At 60.3% G+C, this 15866-nt stretch carries 16 protein-coding genes; 15 read left to right on the top strand and 1 reads right to left on the bottom strand.

Annotation, left to right across the window (positions count from 1 at the left end; translation table 11 throughout):
- Window positions 1-269 precede the first annotated feature (269 nt).
- The 10 genes from V6R85_RS19540 to V6R85_RS19495 all read left to right on the top strand — a co-directional run bounded on the left by V6R85_RS19540 (window position 270) and on the right by V6R85_RS19495 (window position 8003).
- Window positions 270-1880 (top strand): ABC transporter substrate-binding protein, encoded by a 1611-nt coding sequence (locus tag V6R85_RS19540; RefSeq protein WP_112212282.1) that lies wholly within the window; start codon window positions 270-272, stop codon window positions 1878-1880.
- Between the two features lie 9 nt (window positions 1881-1889).
- Window positions 1890-2879 (top strand): ABC transporter permease, encoded by a 990-nt coding sequence (locus tag V6R85_RS19535; RefSeq protein ID WP_003506565.1) that lies wholly within the window; start codon window positions 1890-1892, stop codon window positions 2877-2879.
- Window positions 2876-3706 carry an ABC transporter permease gene (locus V6R85_RS19530; protein ID WP_111785056.1) on the top strand — a complete coding sequence of 277 codons (831 nt, stop codon included), beginning with the start codon at window positions 2876-2878 and terminating at the stop codon, window positions 3704-3706. The genes V6R85_RS19535 and V6R85_RS19530 overlap by 4 nt, the downstream gene beginning before the upstream one ends.
- A complete protein-coding gene (locus V6R85_RS19525) occupies window positions 3703-4506 on the top strand; it encodes an ABC transporter ATP-binding protein (RefSeq protein ID WP_112958642.1) in 804 nt (267 codons plus the stop codon). The genes V6R85_RS19530 and V6R85_RS19525 overlap by 4 nt, the downstream gene beginning before the upstream one ends.
- A complete protein-coding gene (locus V6R85_RS19520; RefSeq protein ID WP_112958641.1) occupies window positions 4503-5282 on the top strand; it encodes an ABC transporter ATP-binding protein in 780 nt (259 codons plus the stop codon). The genes V6R85_RS19525 and V6R85_RS19520 overlap by 4 nt, the downstream gene beginning before the upstream one ends.
- Window positions 5283-5291: 9 nt before the next feature.
- Complete coding sequence (locus V6R85_RS19515) at window positions 5292-6410, top strand: pyridoxal-phosphate-dependent aminotransferase family protein (RefSeq protein ID WP_087745548.1); 1119 nt, start codon at window positions 5292-5294, stop codon at window positions 6408-6410.
- Window positions 6411-6574: 164 nt separating this feature from the next.
- Window positions 6575-6763 carry a hypothetical protein gene (locus V6R85_RS19510; protein ID WP_003506556.1) on the top strand — a complete coding sequence of 63 codons (189 nt, stop codon included), beginning with the start codon at window positions 6575-6577 and terminating at the stop codon, window positions 6761-6763.
- Window positions 6764-6829: 66 nt separating this feature from the next.
- The gene (locus V6R85_RS19505) at window positions 6830-7336 is read left to right on the top strand and encodes a helix-turn-helix domain-containing protein (protein WP_112958655.1); all 507 of its coding nucleotides are present in this window, start codon (window positions 6830-6832) and stop codon (window positions 7334-7336) included.
- Window positions 7333-7737 carry a VOC family protein gene (locus V6R85_RS19500; protein ID WP_003506554.1) on the top strand — a complete coding sequence of 135 codons (405 nt, stop codon included), beginning with the start codon at window positions 7333-7335 and terminating at the stop codon, window positions 7735-7737. The genes V6R85_RS19505 and V6R85_RS19500 overlap by 4 nt, the downstream gene beginning before the upstream one ends.
- 38 nt (window positions 7738-7775) lie before the next feature.
- Window positions 7776-8003 (top strand): hypothetical protein, encoded by a 228-nt coding sequence (locus V6R85_RS19495; protein WP_003506553.1) that lies wholly within the window; start codon window positions 7776-7778, stop codon window positions 8001-8003.
- A gap of 140 nt (window positions 8004-8143) precedes the next feature.
- Here the strand turns inward: V6R85_RS19495 and V6R85_RS19490 are convergent, their stop codons facing one another.
- Complete coding sequence (locus tag V6R85_RS19490; RefSeq protein WP_003506552.1) at window positions 8144-9955, bottom strand: IlvD/Edd family dehydratase; 1812 nt, start codon at window positions 9953-9955, stop codon at window positions 8144-8146.
- Window positions 9956-10476: 521 nt separating this feature from the next.
- On the opposite strand from V6R85_RS19490, the gene ytfQ reads away from it, so the two are divergent.
- From ytfQ to V6R85_RS19465, 5 genes are all read left to right on the top strand, one after another.
- The gene (gene ytfQ / locus V6R85_RS19485; protein ID WP_003506544.1) at window positions 10477-11436 is read left to right on the top strand and encodes a galactofuranose ABC transporter, galactofuranose-binding protein YtfQ; all 960 of its coding nucleotides are present in this window, start codon (window positions 10477-10479) and stop codon (window positions 11434-11436) included.
- 75 nt (window positions 11437-11511) lie between these two features.
- On the top strand, window positions 11512-13035 hold the full coding sequence (locus V6R85_RS19480) for a sugar ABC transporter ATP-binding protein (protein ID WP_003506542.1): 1524 nt from the start codon (window positions 11512-11514) through the stop codon (window positions 13033-13035).
- Window positions 13035-14078, top strand: a complete 1044-nt coding sequence (locus V6R85_RS19475; protein ID WP_153315986.1) for an ABC transporter permease — start codon at window positions 13035-13037, stop codon at window positions 14076-14078. The genes V6R85_RS19480 and V6R85_RS19475 overlap by 1 nt, the downstream gene beginning before the upstream one ends.
- On the top strand, window positions 14075-15055 hold the full coding sequence (yjfF, locus tag V6R85_RS19470) for a galactofuranose ABC transporter, permease protein YjfF (protein ID WP_003506538.1): 981 nt from the start codon (window positions 14075-14077) through the stop codon (window positions 15053-15055). The genes V6R85_RS19475 and yjfF overlap by 4 nt, the downstream gene beginning before the upstream one ends.
- 18 nt (window positions 15056-15073) lie before the next feature.
- A complete protein-coding gene (locus V6R85_RS19465; RefSeq protein WP_020011781.1) occupies window positions 15074-15808 on the top strand; it encodes a FadR/GntR family transcriptional regulator in 735 nt (244 codons plus the stop codon).
- Window positions 15809-15866 lie beyond the last annotated feature (58 nt).

The raw sequence follows: 15866 nt of genomic DNA, 5'->3' as shown, positions 1-15866 counted from the left end.
ACACATGCCATCGAGGGCACGGCATTCCAACCGTTTAATTTTATTAGGTTATATCAAATTTTCAGAGCATTACCGAGGGCAAGAAGGCAAGGTGAGAAAAGCGCAGCACCGCCGGAAAGCATATTGTTTCCGCAAAGGCCCTCGCAACGTAAAATCATTGCTGTAAAGCCCGCGAATTAACGTGGACACTGCCGAGGTTGCAGCCTTAAGATCGGCCGGCCGCGGACCAAGCGGAAAGGCCCGCCCAGCCCTCATTTCCGGAGTGAATCATGTCGCCTGTCCACCTGTCCCGTCGCTCGCTTCTCAAGACCTCGCTTCTTCTTGCCGCAACCACGGGGCTTGCGGGCATCGCCGCTGCACAGCAGGCGACGCCCGGCGGAAGGCTGATCGTCGCGGCCGATTCGGAGCCGAAAAACCTCAATCCGGCGATCGTCGCCTCAAACGGCGTGTTTTATATTGCCAGCAAGATCATCGAGCCATTGGCCGAGGCCTCCTTTAACGGCAAGGACGGCCTGGAACCGCGCCTCGCAACCGAATGGGCGGGATCGGATGACGGGTTAAGCGCCACCTTCAAGCTGCGCGAGGGCGTGACCTGGCACGATGGCAAACCCTTTACCTCCGCAGACGTGGCCTTTTCGGCGCTCTCCGTCTGGAAACCGTTGCAGAATCTCGGACGGCTGGTCTTTGCCAATCTCGAGAAGGTGGACACGCCGGATGACCACACGGCGATCTTCCGCTTCTCCAAGCCAACGCCGTTCCAGCTCATTCGCAACGCGCTGCCGGTCATTACCAGCGTCGTGCCGAAACATCTTTATGAGGGCACCGATATCGCCACCAACCCGGCCAATACCAAGCCGGTCGGCACCGGGCCTTTCGTTTTTGCGGAATACAAGCCCGGCGAATATTATCGCCTGACCCGCAATCCCAATTATTGGGGCAAGAACCAGCCGCAGCTCGATGAGATCATCTATCGCGTTCTGCCAGACCGGGCGGGCGCCGCGTCTGCGCTCGAAGCAGAGGAAATCCAGCTCGCCGCCTTTTCCGCCGTGCCGCTGGCAGATCTCGACCGTATCTCGAAGGTGGCAGGCATCAAGGTCATAGCCGATGGTTACGAGGCGCTGACCTATCAGCTGGTGGTCGAAATCAACCATCGCCGCAAGGAACTCGCCGATCTCAAGGTCAGACAGGCCATCGCCCACGCCATCGACAAAAAATTCGTCATCGACAAAGTCTTCCTCGGTTACGCCACGGCATCCACAGGCCCGGTGCCGAAAAACGCGCCGGAATTTTATACCGACGATGTCGAGACCTATGATTTCGATGTGGCCAAGGCCAATGCCCTGCTGGACGAGGCGGGTTATGCGCGCGGCGCGAACGGAACACGTTTCTCACTGAAACTTCTTCCGGCACCCTATTTCAATGAAACCAGACAGTTCGGTTCCTATCTTCGTCAGGCGCTACAGGAAATCGGCATTGATGCCGAGCTGGTCAATAATGATTCAGCCGCCCATCAGAAGGCCGTCTACACCGATCATGCCTTCGATCTCGCCATCGCGCCGCCGGTCTTCCGCGGCGATCCGGCGATTTCCACCACCATTCTCGTGCGTTCCGGCATTCCGGCGGGCGTCGGTTTCTCCAATCAGGGCGGTTACGAGAACAAGACGCTGGACGAACTGATCGACAAGGCGGCGGTAACGGTGGACACGGCGGCACGCACGGCGCTTTACAAGGATTTCCAGAAGCAGGTCACTGCCGATCTGCCGCTGATCAACGTCGCCGAATGGGGTTTCATCACGGTGGCACGCGATACGGTCAAACATGTCGCCAGCAATCCCCGCTGGGCCGTTTCCAACTGGGCGGATACGACCGTCGACACCTGAGGTCTCGCCGTGAAGCGTGCAACGACATTGCTGAAGCGAAGGGCAGTCAGCGCCATTCCGGTGTTGCTGATTGTTCTCGTCTTCACCTTCGTGCTGCTTGAAAATGCGTCCGGAGACGCTGTGGATGCCTATCTCGTCTCCATCGGCGGCGGCGATGCCGGGCTGCGGGATGTGCTGCGCGAACAATATGGGTTGAACGGTTCCGTGCTGGCCCGTTTCTGGCTCTATGCCAGCTCGGTGCTGCGGCTCGATCTCGGCTGGTCGCTTGCCTTCGACCGGCCTGTGCTGGGGCTGATCCTCGAGCGGCTGCCGAACACGCTTCTCCTGATGGGCAGCGCCACCACACTCGCCTTCATCCTCGGCACCGCGCTTGGCATCGTGGCGGGCGCGCGTCCCGGCGGGCTGGCGGACCGCGTGCTTTCAACGCTTTCGCTGGCGCTTTACGCCACCCCCGGCTTCTGGCTTGGCCTCGTGCTGGCCATCGTCTTCGCCGTTCAACTCAAATGGCTACCCACCTCAGGCGTAGAAACCATCGCCTCGGGCAAGCAGGGATTTGCAAGGGCTCTCGACATCGGCCGTCATCTCGTGTTGCCGGTGGCCAGTCTCGGCCTCATCTACCTGGCTCTTTTCCTGCGCGTCACGCGCACCGCCATGGCGGCGGTCTGGCCGCTGGATTTCGTGCTGTTCGCCAGATCAAAAGGGCTTTCCAAACGGCGGATCGTGCTGCGCCATGTCGCGCGCAATGCCGCTCTTCCGCTCGTCACCGTGCTCGGCCTGCAGGCCGCAACCATGCTGGGCGGCAGCGTGGTGATCGAAAGCGTCTTTGCCATTCCCGGTTTTGGCCGGCTGGCGCAGGAAGCCGTCAGCGGCCGCGACACGCCGCTTTTGATGGGCATTATTCTGACCAGCGCCGTCTTCGTCATCCTCGTCAATCTCGCCGTCGATATTCTCTATGCCGTTCTCGATCCGCGCATCGGCAGCGGGGAGCGACAGGCATGAGTTTCGCTCTCCGGCTGCTGCGCAGTTTCGAAGGCGCCACCGGCGCCATCATTCTGGTGCTGCTTGCCATGACGGCGCTCGCCGCACCCGTCGTTTTTCCGGGCGACCCGCTGGCCATCGTCGGCGAGCCCCTGATCGCACCCTTTACCGATGCCGCCCTGCCTCTCGGCACCGACCGGCTGGGCCGCAACGTGCTGGCAGAACTTGCCCATGGCGCGCAGGCCTCCCTGCTCGTCGGCATCGGCGCCGCCGCCGCCGCATTGGTTATCGGCACCGTCATCGGCACCATTGCCGGATTTGCCGGCGGCCTCGTGGATGAAGCTTTGATGCGCGTCACCGACGCCTTTCAGATCGTGCCGAATTTCCTGCTCGCACTCGCCTTCGTCAGCACCATCGGCCCCTCCATGCCCATTGTCATTCTCGCCATTGCGCTCGGCGCATGGGCTGATCCGGCGCGGCTGATGCGGGCGCAGGTCTTGAGCATCCGCGAGCGCGATTATGTTCAATCCGCCCGCGCCATCGGCATGCATCCGCTGGAAATCGCGTTCAGGCAGATCCTGCCCAACGCGCTGCCGCCGGTTCTGGCGCTCGCCGCCATCATCGTCGCGGCAGCCATCCTAACCGAGGCGGCACTGTCCTTCCTCGGGCTCGGCGATCCCAATATCGTCACCTGGGGTTCGATGATTGCCGAAGGACGTAACGTCCTGCGCTCAGCTGCGTTTTTGTCCGTCATCCCCGGCATCGGCCTTCTGGTCACGGTTCTCGGCGTTTATCTTCTCGCAGAAGGCATCAACAGGGCGATGGCGACAAGGAGGCAAGCGCCATGAGCGGCAATGCGCTGTGCCGGATCGATGATCTCAGCGTTTGTTATGCGACAGGCGATGCGCCTGCCTTGCAGAATGTTTCGCTGACCATCCGGCAGGGGCAGAGGCTGGCGATCATCGGCGAAAGCGGGTCGGGAAAATCTACGCTCGGCAGAGCCATTGCCGGGCTTCTCCCCGGCAATGCGCGCGTTTCCGGTGATATTTCCTGGAGCCGCGATAGCGGCCTGTTTCAAGGCAGGCCGCTGCCGGGGCGCGATATCGGCACGATCTTTCAGGATACCGGCGCGACGCTAAACCCGGTTCTCACCATCGGCGAACAGGTGGCGGAAGGGGCCGTGCGGCATCTCGGCCTGTCATGGAGGCAAGCGCGCGATCTTGCCCGCGGCCTTCTGGAGCGGGTGCGGCTGCCGCATCCCTCCCATCTGCTCGCCACTTATCCGCACCAGCTTTCCGGCGGCCAGAGGCAACGCGTGGCAATTGCTGCCGCGATTGCAGCCAGTCCTTCGATCCTGATTGCCGACGAGGCCACGAGCGCGCTCGATACGGTCAGTCAGGCCGCCATCGCCACGCTGCTGGACGATCTGGTGCGGCAGGAAAACAAAACGCTGGTCTTCATCACCCATGATATCGGCCTTGCTTCCAGCCTTGCCGACGAGATCGCGGTCCTACGTGCGGGCCGGTTAGTGGAACACGGTTCGACACGGCGGGTGCTTTCCGCACCCACCCATGACTATACGCGTGCGCTGCTTGCCGATTATCTCGATCTCTCGACCCCGCCGCTGATCAGCGAGGCCGCGTCATGAACGAAGCCCTTCTGAGCGTCGACGGACTGTCGAAAACCTATCGCACCGGCGCAAGAACGGTGGCGGCGCTTTCCGACATCTCCTTTTCGCTTCAGCCCGGCGAGACGCTGGGACTTGCCGGTCCCTCCGGCTGCGGAAAATCGACGCTGGCGCGCATTCTGATGCGGCTGATCCCGGCTGACGAAGGCACGATCCATTTCAAAGGCCGCGACTGGCTGGCGCTTGACGGCGGGAAGCTTCGTGCCGCCCGCCAGCACATGCAGATGGTGTTTCAGGATACGCATGGCGCATTCAATCCGCGCGCGAGCGTCGAAGACGCCATCGGCGAACCGTTGCGCGTTCATCGCATGGCCGCAAGACGCGAGCGTGCAGCAGAAATACACCGTCTCCTCGACCGCGTGGGCCTGCCCGCCAGCTATGCCAGCCGATCGGTCTTCGAGCTTTCCGGCGGCCAAAGGCAGCGCGTCGCGATCGCGCGGGCCATTGCGCTCAAGCCGTCGCTTCTCATTCTGGATGAAGCCGTCTCCGCGCTGGATGTTTCGGTTCGCAGGCGAATCCTCGAACTACTGGTGGAAATACAGCGGGAGACGGCCGTTTCCTGTATTTTCGTCTCCCACGACCTCGCAGTCATCCGCGCCGTCTGCCACCGCGTCGCCATCATGGAAGCGGGACGGATCGTTGAAATCGGCAGGACGGGAAATATCGTCTCGGCGCCGCAATCCTCGACCGCAAGAACACTGATCGACGCCGCACCGCGACTGACCATTACCACGTAAGGAAAAGACATGCCCGTTCCCGATTATGCGTTACTGCTCGACCCACCCGCTTTTCCTGCGGAGCGTTATGCCGTTCTTGCCGACCGGCTGGCAGCCTTGATGGGCACGAGGAACGACGTCCTTCTCATACAGGCGGAAGCCGTGCTGGCGCTCGAGGCAGCAGCGACAAGCCTTGCACGACCGGGCCTGCGGGCGCTCAACATCGTTACCAGCCCCTATGGCGCGTGGTTCGGCGGTTGGCTGGAAAGGGGTGGCGCGACGGTGCGCAACCTGACGGCCAGCCCGGCAAAGCCGGTCACACTGGAGGAGGTGGAGCAGGCACTGGACGAAGGGCTGGATTTCGATCTTCTCGCCATCGTCCACGCGGAATCGGCAAGCGGCATTCTCAACCCTCTGCCCGCCATCGCCACGCTCGCTCGGCAAAGGGGCATCGTGACCCTCGTCGATGCCGTCGCGTCCATCGGCGGACATGCCTTCGAGGTTGACCGGCTGGGCATCGATATCGCCGTCATCGGCCCGCAAAAGGCGCTGGCCGGGCCGGCCGGGGTTTCCGCGATTTCCGTCAGCGAAAAAGCGTGGGAGCTTCTTTCGCACGAGAATGCGTCCGACAACTCCATGCTCTCGCTTATGGACCAGAAGAAACTCTGGCTCGATGCCGGCCGCGGAGCGCTGCCCGGAACGCCCGCTCCGCTGGAATTCTATGCCCTGGAGGCCGCACTTGACCGGATAGAGGCGGAAGGTCTGGCATCTGCCAATGAACGCCACGAAAGGGCGGCCGCGGCCACCCGGAACGGCATCAGGGCGCTCGGTATTCCAACCTGGGTGAAGGAGGCGCACGCCTCCGCCCTCGTTTCCACAGCAATCCTGCCGGATACCGTCGAAGCCAAGGCATTCCTCGCCGCTGCATCCCAAAAGCATGGCGCGGATATTTCCGCCGGGGTCGGCCCCGGCGCGGAACGGCTGATAAGGCTCAACCACACCGGTCGACGGGCGCATCCGGAGGCGGTGAAAGCCAATATCGTGGCCTTCTCCAGTGCCTTGAAAAGCCTCGGCCATGCCGCAGATACCGATTCCGCGCTGGAAGCGAGCGAAAAAGCCTATTCTGACGCCGATCCGAACCGCGTTTGAAGGTGGCGATAAACATTCATTGCGCAAAATCCGGCAGCAGTGAAACGTCAGTCACGACATTGTTGTTAAAAATGGTAGACAAATTCCTCGGTCAATCTTGACGAAATCATGGCAACGCGCGAAACTTAACACACCGTTAACTCGCGTGAAGAAGGGAACTGGCCATGGTAGCAGGGTTCAACATGCTCTCCTTTGACCTCTTTGGCATCGGCCGAAGGATGCCCGTCGTCAATGAGCGGGTGGAGACCGAGTTTCAGGACAAAACGCCGCGCAGACCGGACGACGAGTCGCATGACGACGACCGCGATCAGGAATATGAACTGTTCTTCTGGTCGCTTTATCCGGTGATCTAGGAGGTTTCGGTAGCCTGCCGGGCATGAAACTTGCCAAGGGCCGCCGGTTCATTCAATGATTGGCGCATGCGCCGGTTCGGAAATGATAAAAACTCTGCAAACAGAGACTTGAAACTGCTGCGCCGTCTTCTGCGCGCCAGGGATCATATGGATGCCGCACCCCATGAGGCGTGGCCTGTTTCACGACTTGCCAGTGTCAGCGGCGCCTCGCAGGCCCATTTCGCGAGATCGTTTCGCGATGCCTTCGGCATACCCCCTCACCGCTATCTGCTGACCCGCCGGGTGGAACGCGCCGTGGCGCTTCTGCGTGACACGGACCTTGCGATCATCGAAATCGCGCTGCAGACCGGCTGGAACAGCATCGGTACATTTGGCCGTGTTTTCCGCGATGTGACGGGGGAAAACCCGAGTGAATTGCGGCGACGGATGCGGCTTTCGCCTGCCGATCTCGAGCAGGTTCCCCATTGCTTCGTCAGCGCCGCAAATCGCCCTCATCTCACAATCGCAGTTTCGGAGAAGCGCCGACGAACGAAAAGCGCTAGGCACGACGAGCGAAAGGGAGATATCTCATGAAAAATGGTGTTCAAGTTGTCGGGCTTTACGTTCATGATCAGGACGAAGCGCTGCAATTCTACGTCGAAAAACTTGGATTTCGTGTGCACACCGACGCGCGCAACGGCGATTATCGCTGGTTGACCGTGCAGCACCCGGACCAACAGGATTTCCAGCTGGGCCTGTTTCGGCCACAGGCTCCGACCGTTGACGAGGCGACGGCGCAAAATCTGAACGAAGCCGTGGCCAAAGGCGCGATGCCGCCGCTGGTTCTGGTGGTCGAGGATTGCCAGAAAGCCTTTGACGTGATGCACAAACGCGGCGTCGAATTCACCCAGGAACCGATCGCCCGCTACGGCTCGGTGGATGCGAGCTTCCGCGATCCTTCCGGCAATGGCTGGAAGCTCGTTCAGGCCCGCTGAAGCGCCCATGTGTCACATTCCATCATGGATGCTTTTTCTTGGGGGCGACTTTGATCTTGCGAAACTGGATAAGGCAGAGCCATCGGTGGCTGGGCATTCTGCTGACCATCACCATTCTGGCGAACTTCATCTCGATGGCTTTCGGTCCGACGCCATCGGTGATCGTCTATGCTCCGCTGTTGCCGCTGACTTTGCTTATTTTCAGCGGGCTGTACATGTTCTTCCTGCCATATCTGGGAAAGCCGCCAGCCCCATCGGGGAAGTAGGCAGATAAGCAACGAAACTATCATGCTCTTCGGCCGCCCGCAAAGTTTACGCGGTTGCGGAGCACGGTATTTTAAAATGCTTCAGCCCCGGGTTTTACCCCGGGGCTGATTAAAAAGCGGTCGGCCGAAACGGCCTTGCCTTAGTGGTTGTCGCGCGGCAGGCCCTTGGTCTGGGCGATGCGCTGATACTTCACGGCCGGTTCCAGAACCGCGCCGGTTTCCATCTGGCTGACGATGCCACGCTGGATTTCCTGCCATGGCGTCTGATGGTCAGGGAACTTGTAACCACCCTCGGCGGAAAGCGCTTCGTAACGCTTGGCCAGTTCCTCACCTGATATCAGGATATCGGCCTTGCCGCGACCCACATCGATGCGAACGCGGTCACCCGTCTGCAGGATGGCGAGACCGCCACCGGCCGCAGCTTCCGGGGAAGCGTTGAGGATGGACGGGCTGCCCGATGTGCCGGACTGGCGGCCATCGCCGATGCAGGGCAGCGAATTGACGCCTTCCTTCAAGAGATAATCCGGCGCGCGCATGTTCACCACTTCCGCTGCACCCGGATAACCGATCGGGCCTGCACCGCGCATGAAGAGGACGGTGTTGGCGTCGATGCCGAGCGACGGATCGTCGATGCGGTGGTGGTAATCTTCCGGACCATCGAACACTACGGCGCGGCCTTCGAAGGCCTCCGGATCGTTCGGGTTGGAGAGGTAACGGTTGCGGAATTCTTCCGAAATCACGCTCGTCTTCATGATGGCGGAGGAGAACAGGTTGCCGCGCAGAACGCGGAAGCCTGCACGCTCCTTGAGCGGCTGGTCGTAAGGACGGATGACCTTTTCGTCTTCGATGATGGCGCCACGGCAGTTGTCGCCAATGGTCTTGCCGTTGACGGTCATCGCGTCTTCCTTGATGAGCCCCTGGGTCATCAGCTGGTTGACGACTGCCGGAACGCCGCCGGCATGGTAATAGTCCTCACCGAGATATTCACCTGCTGGCTGCAGGTTGACAAGCAACGGCACGTCTTCGCCATAGGTCTGCCAGTCATCGACGGTCAGTTCGACACCGACATGGCGTGCAAGGCCGTTCAGATGGATCGGTGCGTTGGTGGAGCCGCCAATGGCCGAGTTGACGCGGATGGCGTTGATGAAGGCATCCTTGGTCATGATGTCTGATGGTTTCAGGTCTTCCTTGACCATTTCGACGATACGCAGGCCGGTCAGGTAGGAGACTTCCTGACGGTCGCGGTAAGGCGCCGGAATGGCGGCCGAACCCGGAAGCTGCATGCCGAGCGCTTCGGCAAGCGAGTTCATGGTCGTTGCCGTGCCCATGGTGTTGCAATAACCGGTGGACGGAGCCGACGAGGCGACGAGCTTGACGAAGCCCTGATAGTCGATCTCGCCCTTGGCCAGAAGTTCGCGCGCCTTCCAGACGATGGTGCCGGAACCGGTGCGTTCGCCACGGAACCAGCCGTTCAGCATGGGGCCAACGGAAAGGGCAATGGCGGGAATGTTGACGGTGGCCGCCGCCATAAGACAGGCAGGCGTGGTCTTGTCGCAGCCGATGGTCAGAACGACGCCGTCGAGCGGATAGCCATAAAGCACTTCCACGAGGCCGAGATATGCGAGGTTACGGTCGAGACCGGCGGTCGGACGCTTGCCGGTTTCCTGGATCGGATGCACCGGAAACTCGATGGCGATGCCACCCGCTTCACGAATGCCTTCGCGCAGACGGTTAGCGAGTTCAAGATGGTGGCGGTTGCAGGGCGAAAGGTCCGAACCGGTCTGCGCAATGCCGATGATCGGGCGGTCAGACTGAAGTTCAGCCTGGCTCAGGCCGAAATTCATGTAACGCTCGAGATAAAGCGCCGTCATATCCGCATTGGCGGGGTTGTCGAACCACGCGCGCGAACGAAGCTTGCCTTGGGTTGCGGGCAGATTGTCGGATTTGGTCATGATGCGGTCTCCAGCCGGAAGTGGCCAACGGTAAAATATTACGAAATGCGACAAGCTTATGTTGTGCGCAAGGAAAATGGAATCAGCTTTCGGAGATCACGCATAACCGACAGTGAGAGCCCAGACGAGTAGGCTTGGGCTGCTCTGCGGCTTTAACCGAATATTTTTCGGCATTTACGGCCATCGCAGGATTGCGCAAAGGAATCTCCCTCCCTCTTTTGCCGATTGAACTCCGATCACAAGACCCAAAATTCCGGCAAAAATCATCTTCTTATTTGTATTACTATTAGACACAGCCATATGCTGTCAAGCGCTATAGCGGTGTGAGCAGCAGCAGTGCCGGCTGTTCGAACCACAAAACATGAATCATTTATCCATTTGATATTAATTGATATATTTCAAAATCCGAGACCAGACACACCATTCTGAAATTGAAATATGCGAAAATGCCTCTTTTCAAGAGTATTACTATATGCTCATAGTGTCTCCGTCACGCTGACATCATCTCTGGGAGGATTAAGATGAGAAAAGCTCTCGCGACAGTTACTGTCGCCGTTTCGCTGTGCCTTGCATCAAGTGTTTCCGCCAAATCGCTTACCGTCGGCTTCTCGCAGATCGGTTCGGAATCCGGCTGGCGCGCGGCTGAAACCACCGTCACCAAGCAGCAGGCAGAGAAGCGCGGCGTCACGCTTAAATTCGCCGACGCGCAGCAGAAGCAGGAAAACCAGATTAAGGCCGTTCGCGGCTTCATCGCGCAGGGCGTGGACGCGATCCTGATCGCGCCGGTCGTCGCGACCGGATGGGATGCCGTGCTGAAGGAAGCCAAGGAAGAAAAAATCCCTGTCATCCTGCTCGACCGCCAAATCGAGGCTCCGGACGATCTTTACCTGACCGCCGTAACCTCCGATCAGGTTCATGAAGGCAAGGTTGCCGGCGACTGGCTGGTCAAGGACGTCGGCTCAAAGGATTGCAAGGTGGTAGAACTGCAGGGCACGACCGGCTCTTCGCCCGCCATCAACCGCAAGAAGGGCTTCGAAGAGGCCATTGCTTCGCACAAGAACATCAAGATCGCACGCTCGCAGACGGGTGATTTCACCCGCACCAAGGGCAAGGAAGTGATGGAAAGCTTCATCAAGGCCGAAGGCGGCGGCAAGGACATCTGTGCGGTCTACGCCCACAATGACGACATGGCCGTCGGTGCGATCCAGGCGATCAAGGAAGCCGGTCTGAAGCCCGGAACCGACATCAAGATCGTCTCCATCGATGCCGTGCCTGACATCTTCAAGGCCATGGCAGCCGGTGAAGCCAACGCCACCGTCGAGCTGACGCCTGACATGGCCGGCCCGGCCTTCGACGCGCTCGAAGCCTATCTGAAGGACAAGAAGGCGCCAGCGAAGTGGATTCAGACCGAATCCAAGCTTTACACGGCATCCGACGACCCGATGAAGGTCTACGAGGCGAAGAAGGGTCTGGGTTACTGATACCCCATTCTTCGGAAGGAGCGGCGCGTCGTTCGTGCCGCTCCATCATGGCATTCTTCATGCGGAACCTGCTCAATGTCCGAAACGGCACCACTTCTGGAAGCACGCGCCATCGGCAAATCCTTTCTGGGGATCACGGCGCTCGATGGCGTCGATTTTTCGCTCGGGCACGGTGAAATCCATGCCCTGCTTGGCGAAAACGGCGCGGGCAAATCGACGCTCATCAAAATCCTGACTGGCGTTTATCACCGCGACAGCGGTTCGATCTTTCTGGAGGGCAGCGAAATCTCGCCCACCAATGTGGGCGAGGCGCAGGCGCTTGGCATCGGCACGGTCTATCAGGAAGTGAACCTTCTCGAAAATCTCACGGTCGCCGAAAACCTGTTTCTCGGCCGCCAGCCACGCCGCTTCGGGCTGATCGACCGCAGCACGATGCAGAAGAATTCGCAGGCGCTGCTCGCCCAATACGGGCTTTCCATCGACGTCAACGCCCTGCTTTCCAGCTATTCCGTCGCTATCCGCCAGATCATCGCCATTGCCCGCGCCGTCGATCTTTCCGGCAAGGTGCTGGTGCTGGACGAACCGACAGCCAGCCTTGACGCCCATGAGGTCGAGATGCTGTTCGGGGTTTTGAAAAACCTGCGCGCCCGCGGCATCGGCATCATCATCATCACCCACTTCCTCAATCAGGTCTATGATATTGCCGACCGGGTGACGGTGCTGCGCAATGGCCGCCTCGTCGGCACCCGCGACATCGGCAGCCTGCCGAGGTCCGAACTCATCTCGATGATGCTCGGTCGCGAGCTTCAGCATATTACCCACGAACATCAGGCCACCGAAGATACGGTCGCCGAGGGCGAGCCGCCAATCCGGTTCGAAGCCTATGGCAAGCGCGGCAGCATCGCCCCCTTTGATCTCGGCATCCGGCCGGGAGAGATCGTCGGCGTCGCCGGTCTTCTTGGCTCCGGCCGAACGGAGACCGCCTTCCTGCTGTTCGGCATCGACCGTCCCGATACCGGCACGGCGATGATTGACGGAAAACCGGCGGCGATTTCGTCTCCCGAGGCCGCCATTGCGGCCGGGTTCGGCTTCTGTCCGGAAGAGCGCAAGACGGACGGCATTATCGGCGACTTTTCCGTCACCGATAATATCGCTCTGGCGCTTCAGGCGCGGCAGGGCTGGGCACGGCCACTATCGCGCCGACAGAAGGCGGAGCTTGCCGAAAGCTTCATCAAATCGCTCGATATCCGCCCGGCCGACCCCAACCGGCCGATAAAATTCCTGTCCGGCGGCAATCAGCAGAAGGCCATTCTGGCACGCTGGCTCGCCACCCAGCCCAGACTGCTGATACTCGACGAGCCGACACGCGGCATCGATATCGGCGCGCATGCGGAAATTCTCAAAATGATCGAAAAACTCTGCGGCGAAGGCATGTCGCTCGTCGTCATCTCCTCCGAACTGGAAGAACTGACGGCCGTTGCGCATCGTGTGGTCGTGCTTTCCGACCGCCGCCATGTCAGTGAATTGAAAGGCAGCGAAGTGACCGCCGACAACATCATGCGGGCAATTGCGGATGCGGCGAAAACGGAGGCGGCGTGATGGTGGCTGTAACACGACGCTTCAAAAGACTTGCTCCCCAGCTTGCCGCGCTCTTTATCATTCTGGCAGCGATTACAATCATTTCGCCGGGTTTTCTGCATGTTTCTTTCCAGAATGGCCGGCTCTATGGCAGTCTGGTGGATATTCTCGTGCGCGCCGCTCCCGTGGCGCTGCTGACCATCGGCATGACGCTGGTTATCGCCACCAAGGGTATCGATCTTTCCATCGGCGCGGTCATCGCCATCTGCGGCGCGGTCGCGGCCACGCTCATCAGCAATGGCCATTCCATTCCCTCGGTCATCGTCATCTCACTTGCGGTGGGCATTGCCTGCGGCCTGTGGAACGGCGTGCTGGTCGCCATTCTCGATATCCAGCCGATCATTGCCACCCTGATCCTGATGGTGGCGGGACGCGGCATCGCCCAGCTTATTACCGAGGGTGTCATTCTCACCTTCAACAATGACAGCTTTGCCGCCATCGGTTCCGGCTCGTTCGCAGGCATCCCGCTGCCCGTCATCATCTGGGTGGCCGCGGCGCTGTTGATCGGCCTTCTGGTGCGTAAAAGCGCGCTCGGTTTCCTGATCGAGGCCACAGGCATCAATCGCCGTGCAGCGGCGCTCGCCGGCGTGCGGGCGCGCTTCCTGCTGTTTTTCGTTTATGCCGTCTCCGGCCTCTGCGCGGCCATTGCCGGCATGATCGTGACCGCCGATATTCGCGGCGCGGATGCCAACAATGCCGGGCTGTGGCTGGAACTGGACGCGATCCTGGCGGTCGTGATCGGCGGCACATCGCTAAATGGCGGCCGTTTCTCCATCACGGCCTCATTGATCGGCGCGCTCATCATCCAGACCATCAATACCGGCATCCTCGTCTCGGGCTTTCCGCCGGAATTCAACCTCATCATCAAGGCAGGCATCATCATGGTGGTGCTCACATTGCAATCGCCTGCAATCATGGCCGTCCTCGGTTTCGTGAAAGCGCCGAAGCCGCACGTCAAACCGGCGGCGACCAATGGCATGACCAAGGAAGGAACCGCGCGATGATCCACAGCCGCAATCTGCCCTTCCTCACCACGCTGACGATCTTCGTGGTCGCCTATTTGCTGTGCGTGCTGCAATATCCGTCGATCCTGTCGACGCGCGTGATAGGCAATCTTCTGACCGATAATGCCTTCCTCGGCATCGCGGCGGTGGGCATGACCTTTGTCATCCTGTCGGGCGGCATCGATCTCTCCATCGGTTCGGTCATCGCCTTCACCAGCGTCTTCGTGGCGGTCATGGTCGGCACCTATAACATCCATCCGCTGCTGGCCTTCGCCATCGTGCTGGCAGTCTCGACGCTGTTCGGCTGCCTGATGGGGGCGATGATCCGCTTCCTGTCGATCCCGCCTTTCGTGGTGACACTGGCGGGCATGTTTTTGGCGCGCGGCGCGGCCTATCTGATTTCCACGCAGTCGGTGCCGATCTCCCACCCGTTCATCGATGCGATACAGGGCTTTTATTTCCGCTTTCCAGGCGGCGGCAGGCTGACGGCGCTGGCCATGCTGATGCTTCTCGTCTTCGCCGCCGGCATGCTGATCGCCAGCCGCACCCGCTTCGGCGCCAATGTCTATGCGTTGGGTGGCAATCCGCAATCGGCCGAGCTGATGGGGGTGCCGATTGGCGCGACGACCATCGGCATCTATGCGCTTTCCGGTTTCCTGTCGGGCCTCGCCGGCATCGTTTATACGCTCTACACCTCGTCAGGTTATTCGCTGGCGACGGTGGGCGTGGAACTGGACGCCATCGCCGCTGTCGTCATTGGCGGGACGCTTCTGACCGGCGGCACGGGGCTGGTGGCGGGAACCTTTATCGGCCTTCTGATACAGGGGCTGATCCAGACCTACATCGTTTTTGACGGGACGCTTTCTTCCTGGTGGACGAAAATCGTCATCGGTGTGCTGCTTTTCGTCTTCATCGTGTTGCAGCGCGCAATCATCTGGTATTCAAACAGGAGACTGGCCGGACCGCATCCGGCATAATTGCCAAGGGAGGCTTGCTTGGGGCTGCTCGAAACGACGATAAGCGGGCGAAAACGCCGGAACAGCCACGCCCATGTGGTCTCCGAACTCGGCAGCGCCATCGTCTCGGGCAGGATTGCGGAAGGCTCCCTGCTGCCCAATGATGCCGAACTTTCCTTGCGGTTCGGCGTCTCCCGCACCGTGCTGCGCGAGACGATGAAGACGCTGGCGGCGAAGCGTCTGGTGGAACCAAAGGCCAAGGTGGGCACCCGCGTTCTTGACCGCTCCAGCTGGAATTTCTTCGATCCCGACGTGCTGGGCTGGCGCTGCGAGGCCGGCATAGATCAGGAATTCGTCACGCATCTGGCGGAGATACGCCTGGCGCTGGAACCAGCGGCGGCGGCGGCGGCGGCGCTGCAGGCCTCCAATGACGATATCGTTTCCCTTTACGTCATCGCCGCCAAATTCGACAATCCGAAACATACGCCGGAAAGCATCGCCAAGGTCGATCTCGAATTCCACCTTGCGGTCGCGCATATGTCCGGCAACCCCTTCATGCGCTCCGCAAGCGGGCTGATCGAAGCCGCACTTGCGATATCCTTCCAGCTCTCATCGCCGGCCGCTTCGCCTGGCACCATCGCCGAGATCGCGTCCAATCATCTGCGCATCGTACACGCGATTGCGGCGCGTGACGCGGATGCGGCGGTGAAAGCCATGCGCCATGTGATCGAGGTGGGCAAAGACCGGACACAGAACGCGATAAAGGCGCCCTAAAGACGGAATAACGCCTTCTCTTCTCTTAAGACCCGCACGAAGGCGGTTTTTTTTCTCC

It is taken from the genome of Agrobacterium sp. CCNWLW32 (assembly GCF_037083425.1).
Lineage (GTDB): Bacteria > Pseudomonadota > Alphaproteobacteria > Rhizobiales > Rhizobiaceae > Agrobacterium > Agrobacterium radiobacter.
Note: the sequence above shows the minus strand (reverse complement) of the source record. Positions and strands in the feature narration are given on the sequence as shown.

What these genes read in the sequence shown, in the direction of transcription:
- V6R85_RS19540 (WP_112212282.1), top strand. Translation starts at nt 270, where the DNA reads ATGTCGCCTGTCCACCTGTCCCGTCGCTCGCTTCTCAAGACCTCGCTT.
- V6R85_RS19530 (WP_111785056.1), top strand. Translation starts at nt 2,876, where the DNA reads ATGAGTTTCGCTCTCCGGCTGCTGCGCAGTTTCGAAGGCGCCACCGGC.
- V6R85_RS19525 (WP_112958642.1), top strand. Translation starts at nt 3,703, where the DNA reads ATGAGCGGCAATGCGCTGTGCCGGATCGATGATCTCAGCGTTTGTTAT.
- V6R85_RS19520 (WP_112958641.1), top strand. Translation starts at nt 4,503, where the DNA reads ATGAACGAAGCCCTTCTGAGCGTCGACGGACTGTCGAAAACCTATCGC.
- V6R85_RS19515 (WP_087745548.1), top strand. Translation starts at nt 5,292, where the DNA reads ATGCCCGTTCCCGATTATGCGTTACTGCTCGACCCACCCGCTTTTCCT.
- V6R85_RS19510 (WP_003506556.1), top strand. Translation starts at nt 6,575, where the DNA reads ATGGTAGCAGGGTTCAACATGCTCTCCTTTGACCTCTTTGGCATCGGC.
- V6R85_RS19505 (WP_112958655.1), top strand. Translation starts at nt 6,830, where the DNA reads ATGCGCCGGTTCGGAAATGATAAAAACTCTGCAAACAGAGACTTGAAA.
- V6R85_RS19500 (WP_003506554.1), top strand. Translation starts at nt 7,333, where the DNA reads ATGAAAAATGGTGTTCAAGTTGTCGGGCTTTACGTTCATGATCAGGAC.
- V6R85_RS19490 (WP_003506552.1), bottom strand. Translation starts at nt 9,955, where the DNA reads ATGACCAAATCCGACAATCTGCCCGCAACCCAAGGCAAGCTTCGTTCG.
- ytfQ (WP_003506544.1), top strand. Translation starts at nt 10,477, where the DNA reads ATGAGAAAAGCTCTCGCGACAGTTACTGTCGCCGTTTCGCTGTGCCTT.
- V6R85_RS19480 (WP_003506542.1), top strand. Translation starts at nt 11,512, where the DNA reads ATGTCCGAAACGGCACCACTTCTGGAAGCACGCGCCATCGGCAAATCC.
- V6R85_RS19475 (WP_153315986.1), top strand. Translation starts at nt 13,035, where the DNA reads ATGGTGGCTGTAACACGACGCTTCAAAAGACTTGCTCCCCAGCTTGCC.
- yjfF (WP_003506538.1), top strand. Translation starts at nt 14,075, where the DNA reads ATGATCCACAGCCGCAATCTGCCCTTCCTCACCACGCTGACGATCTTC.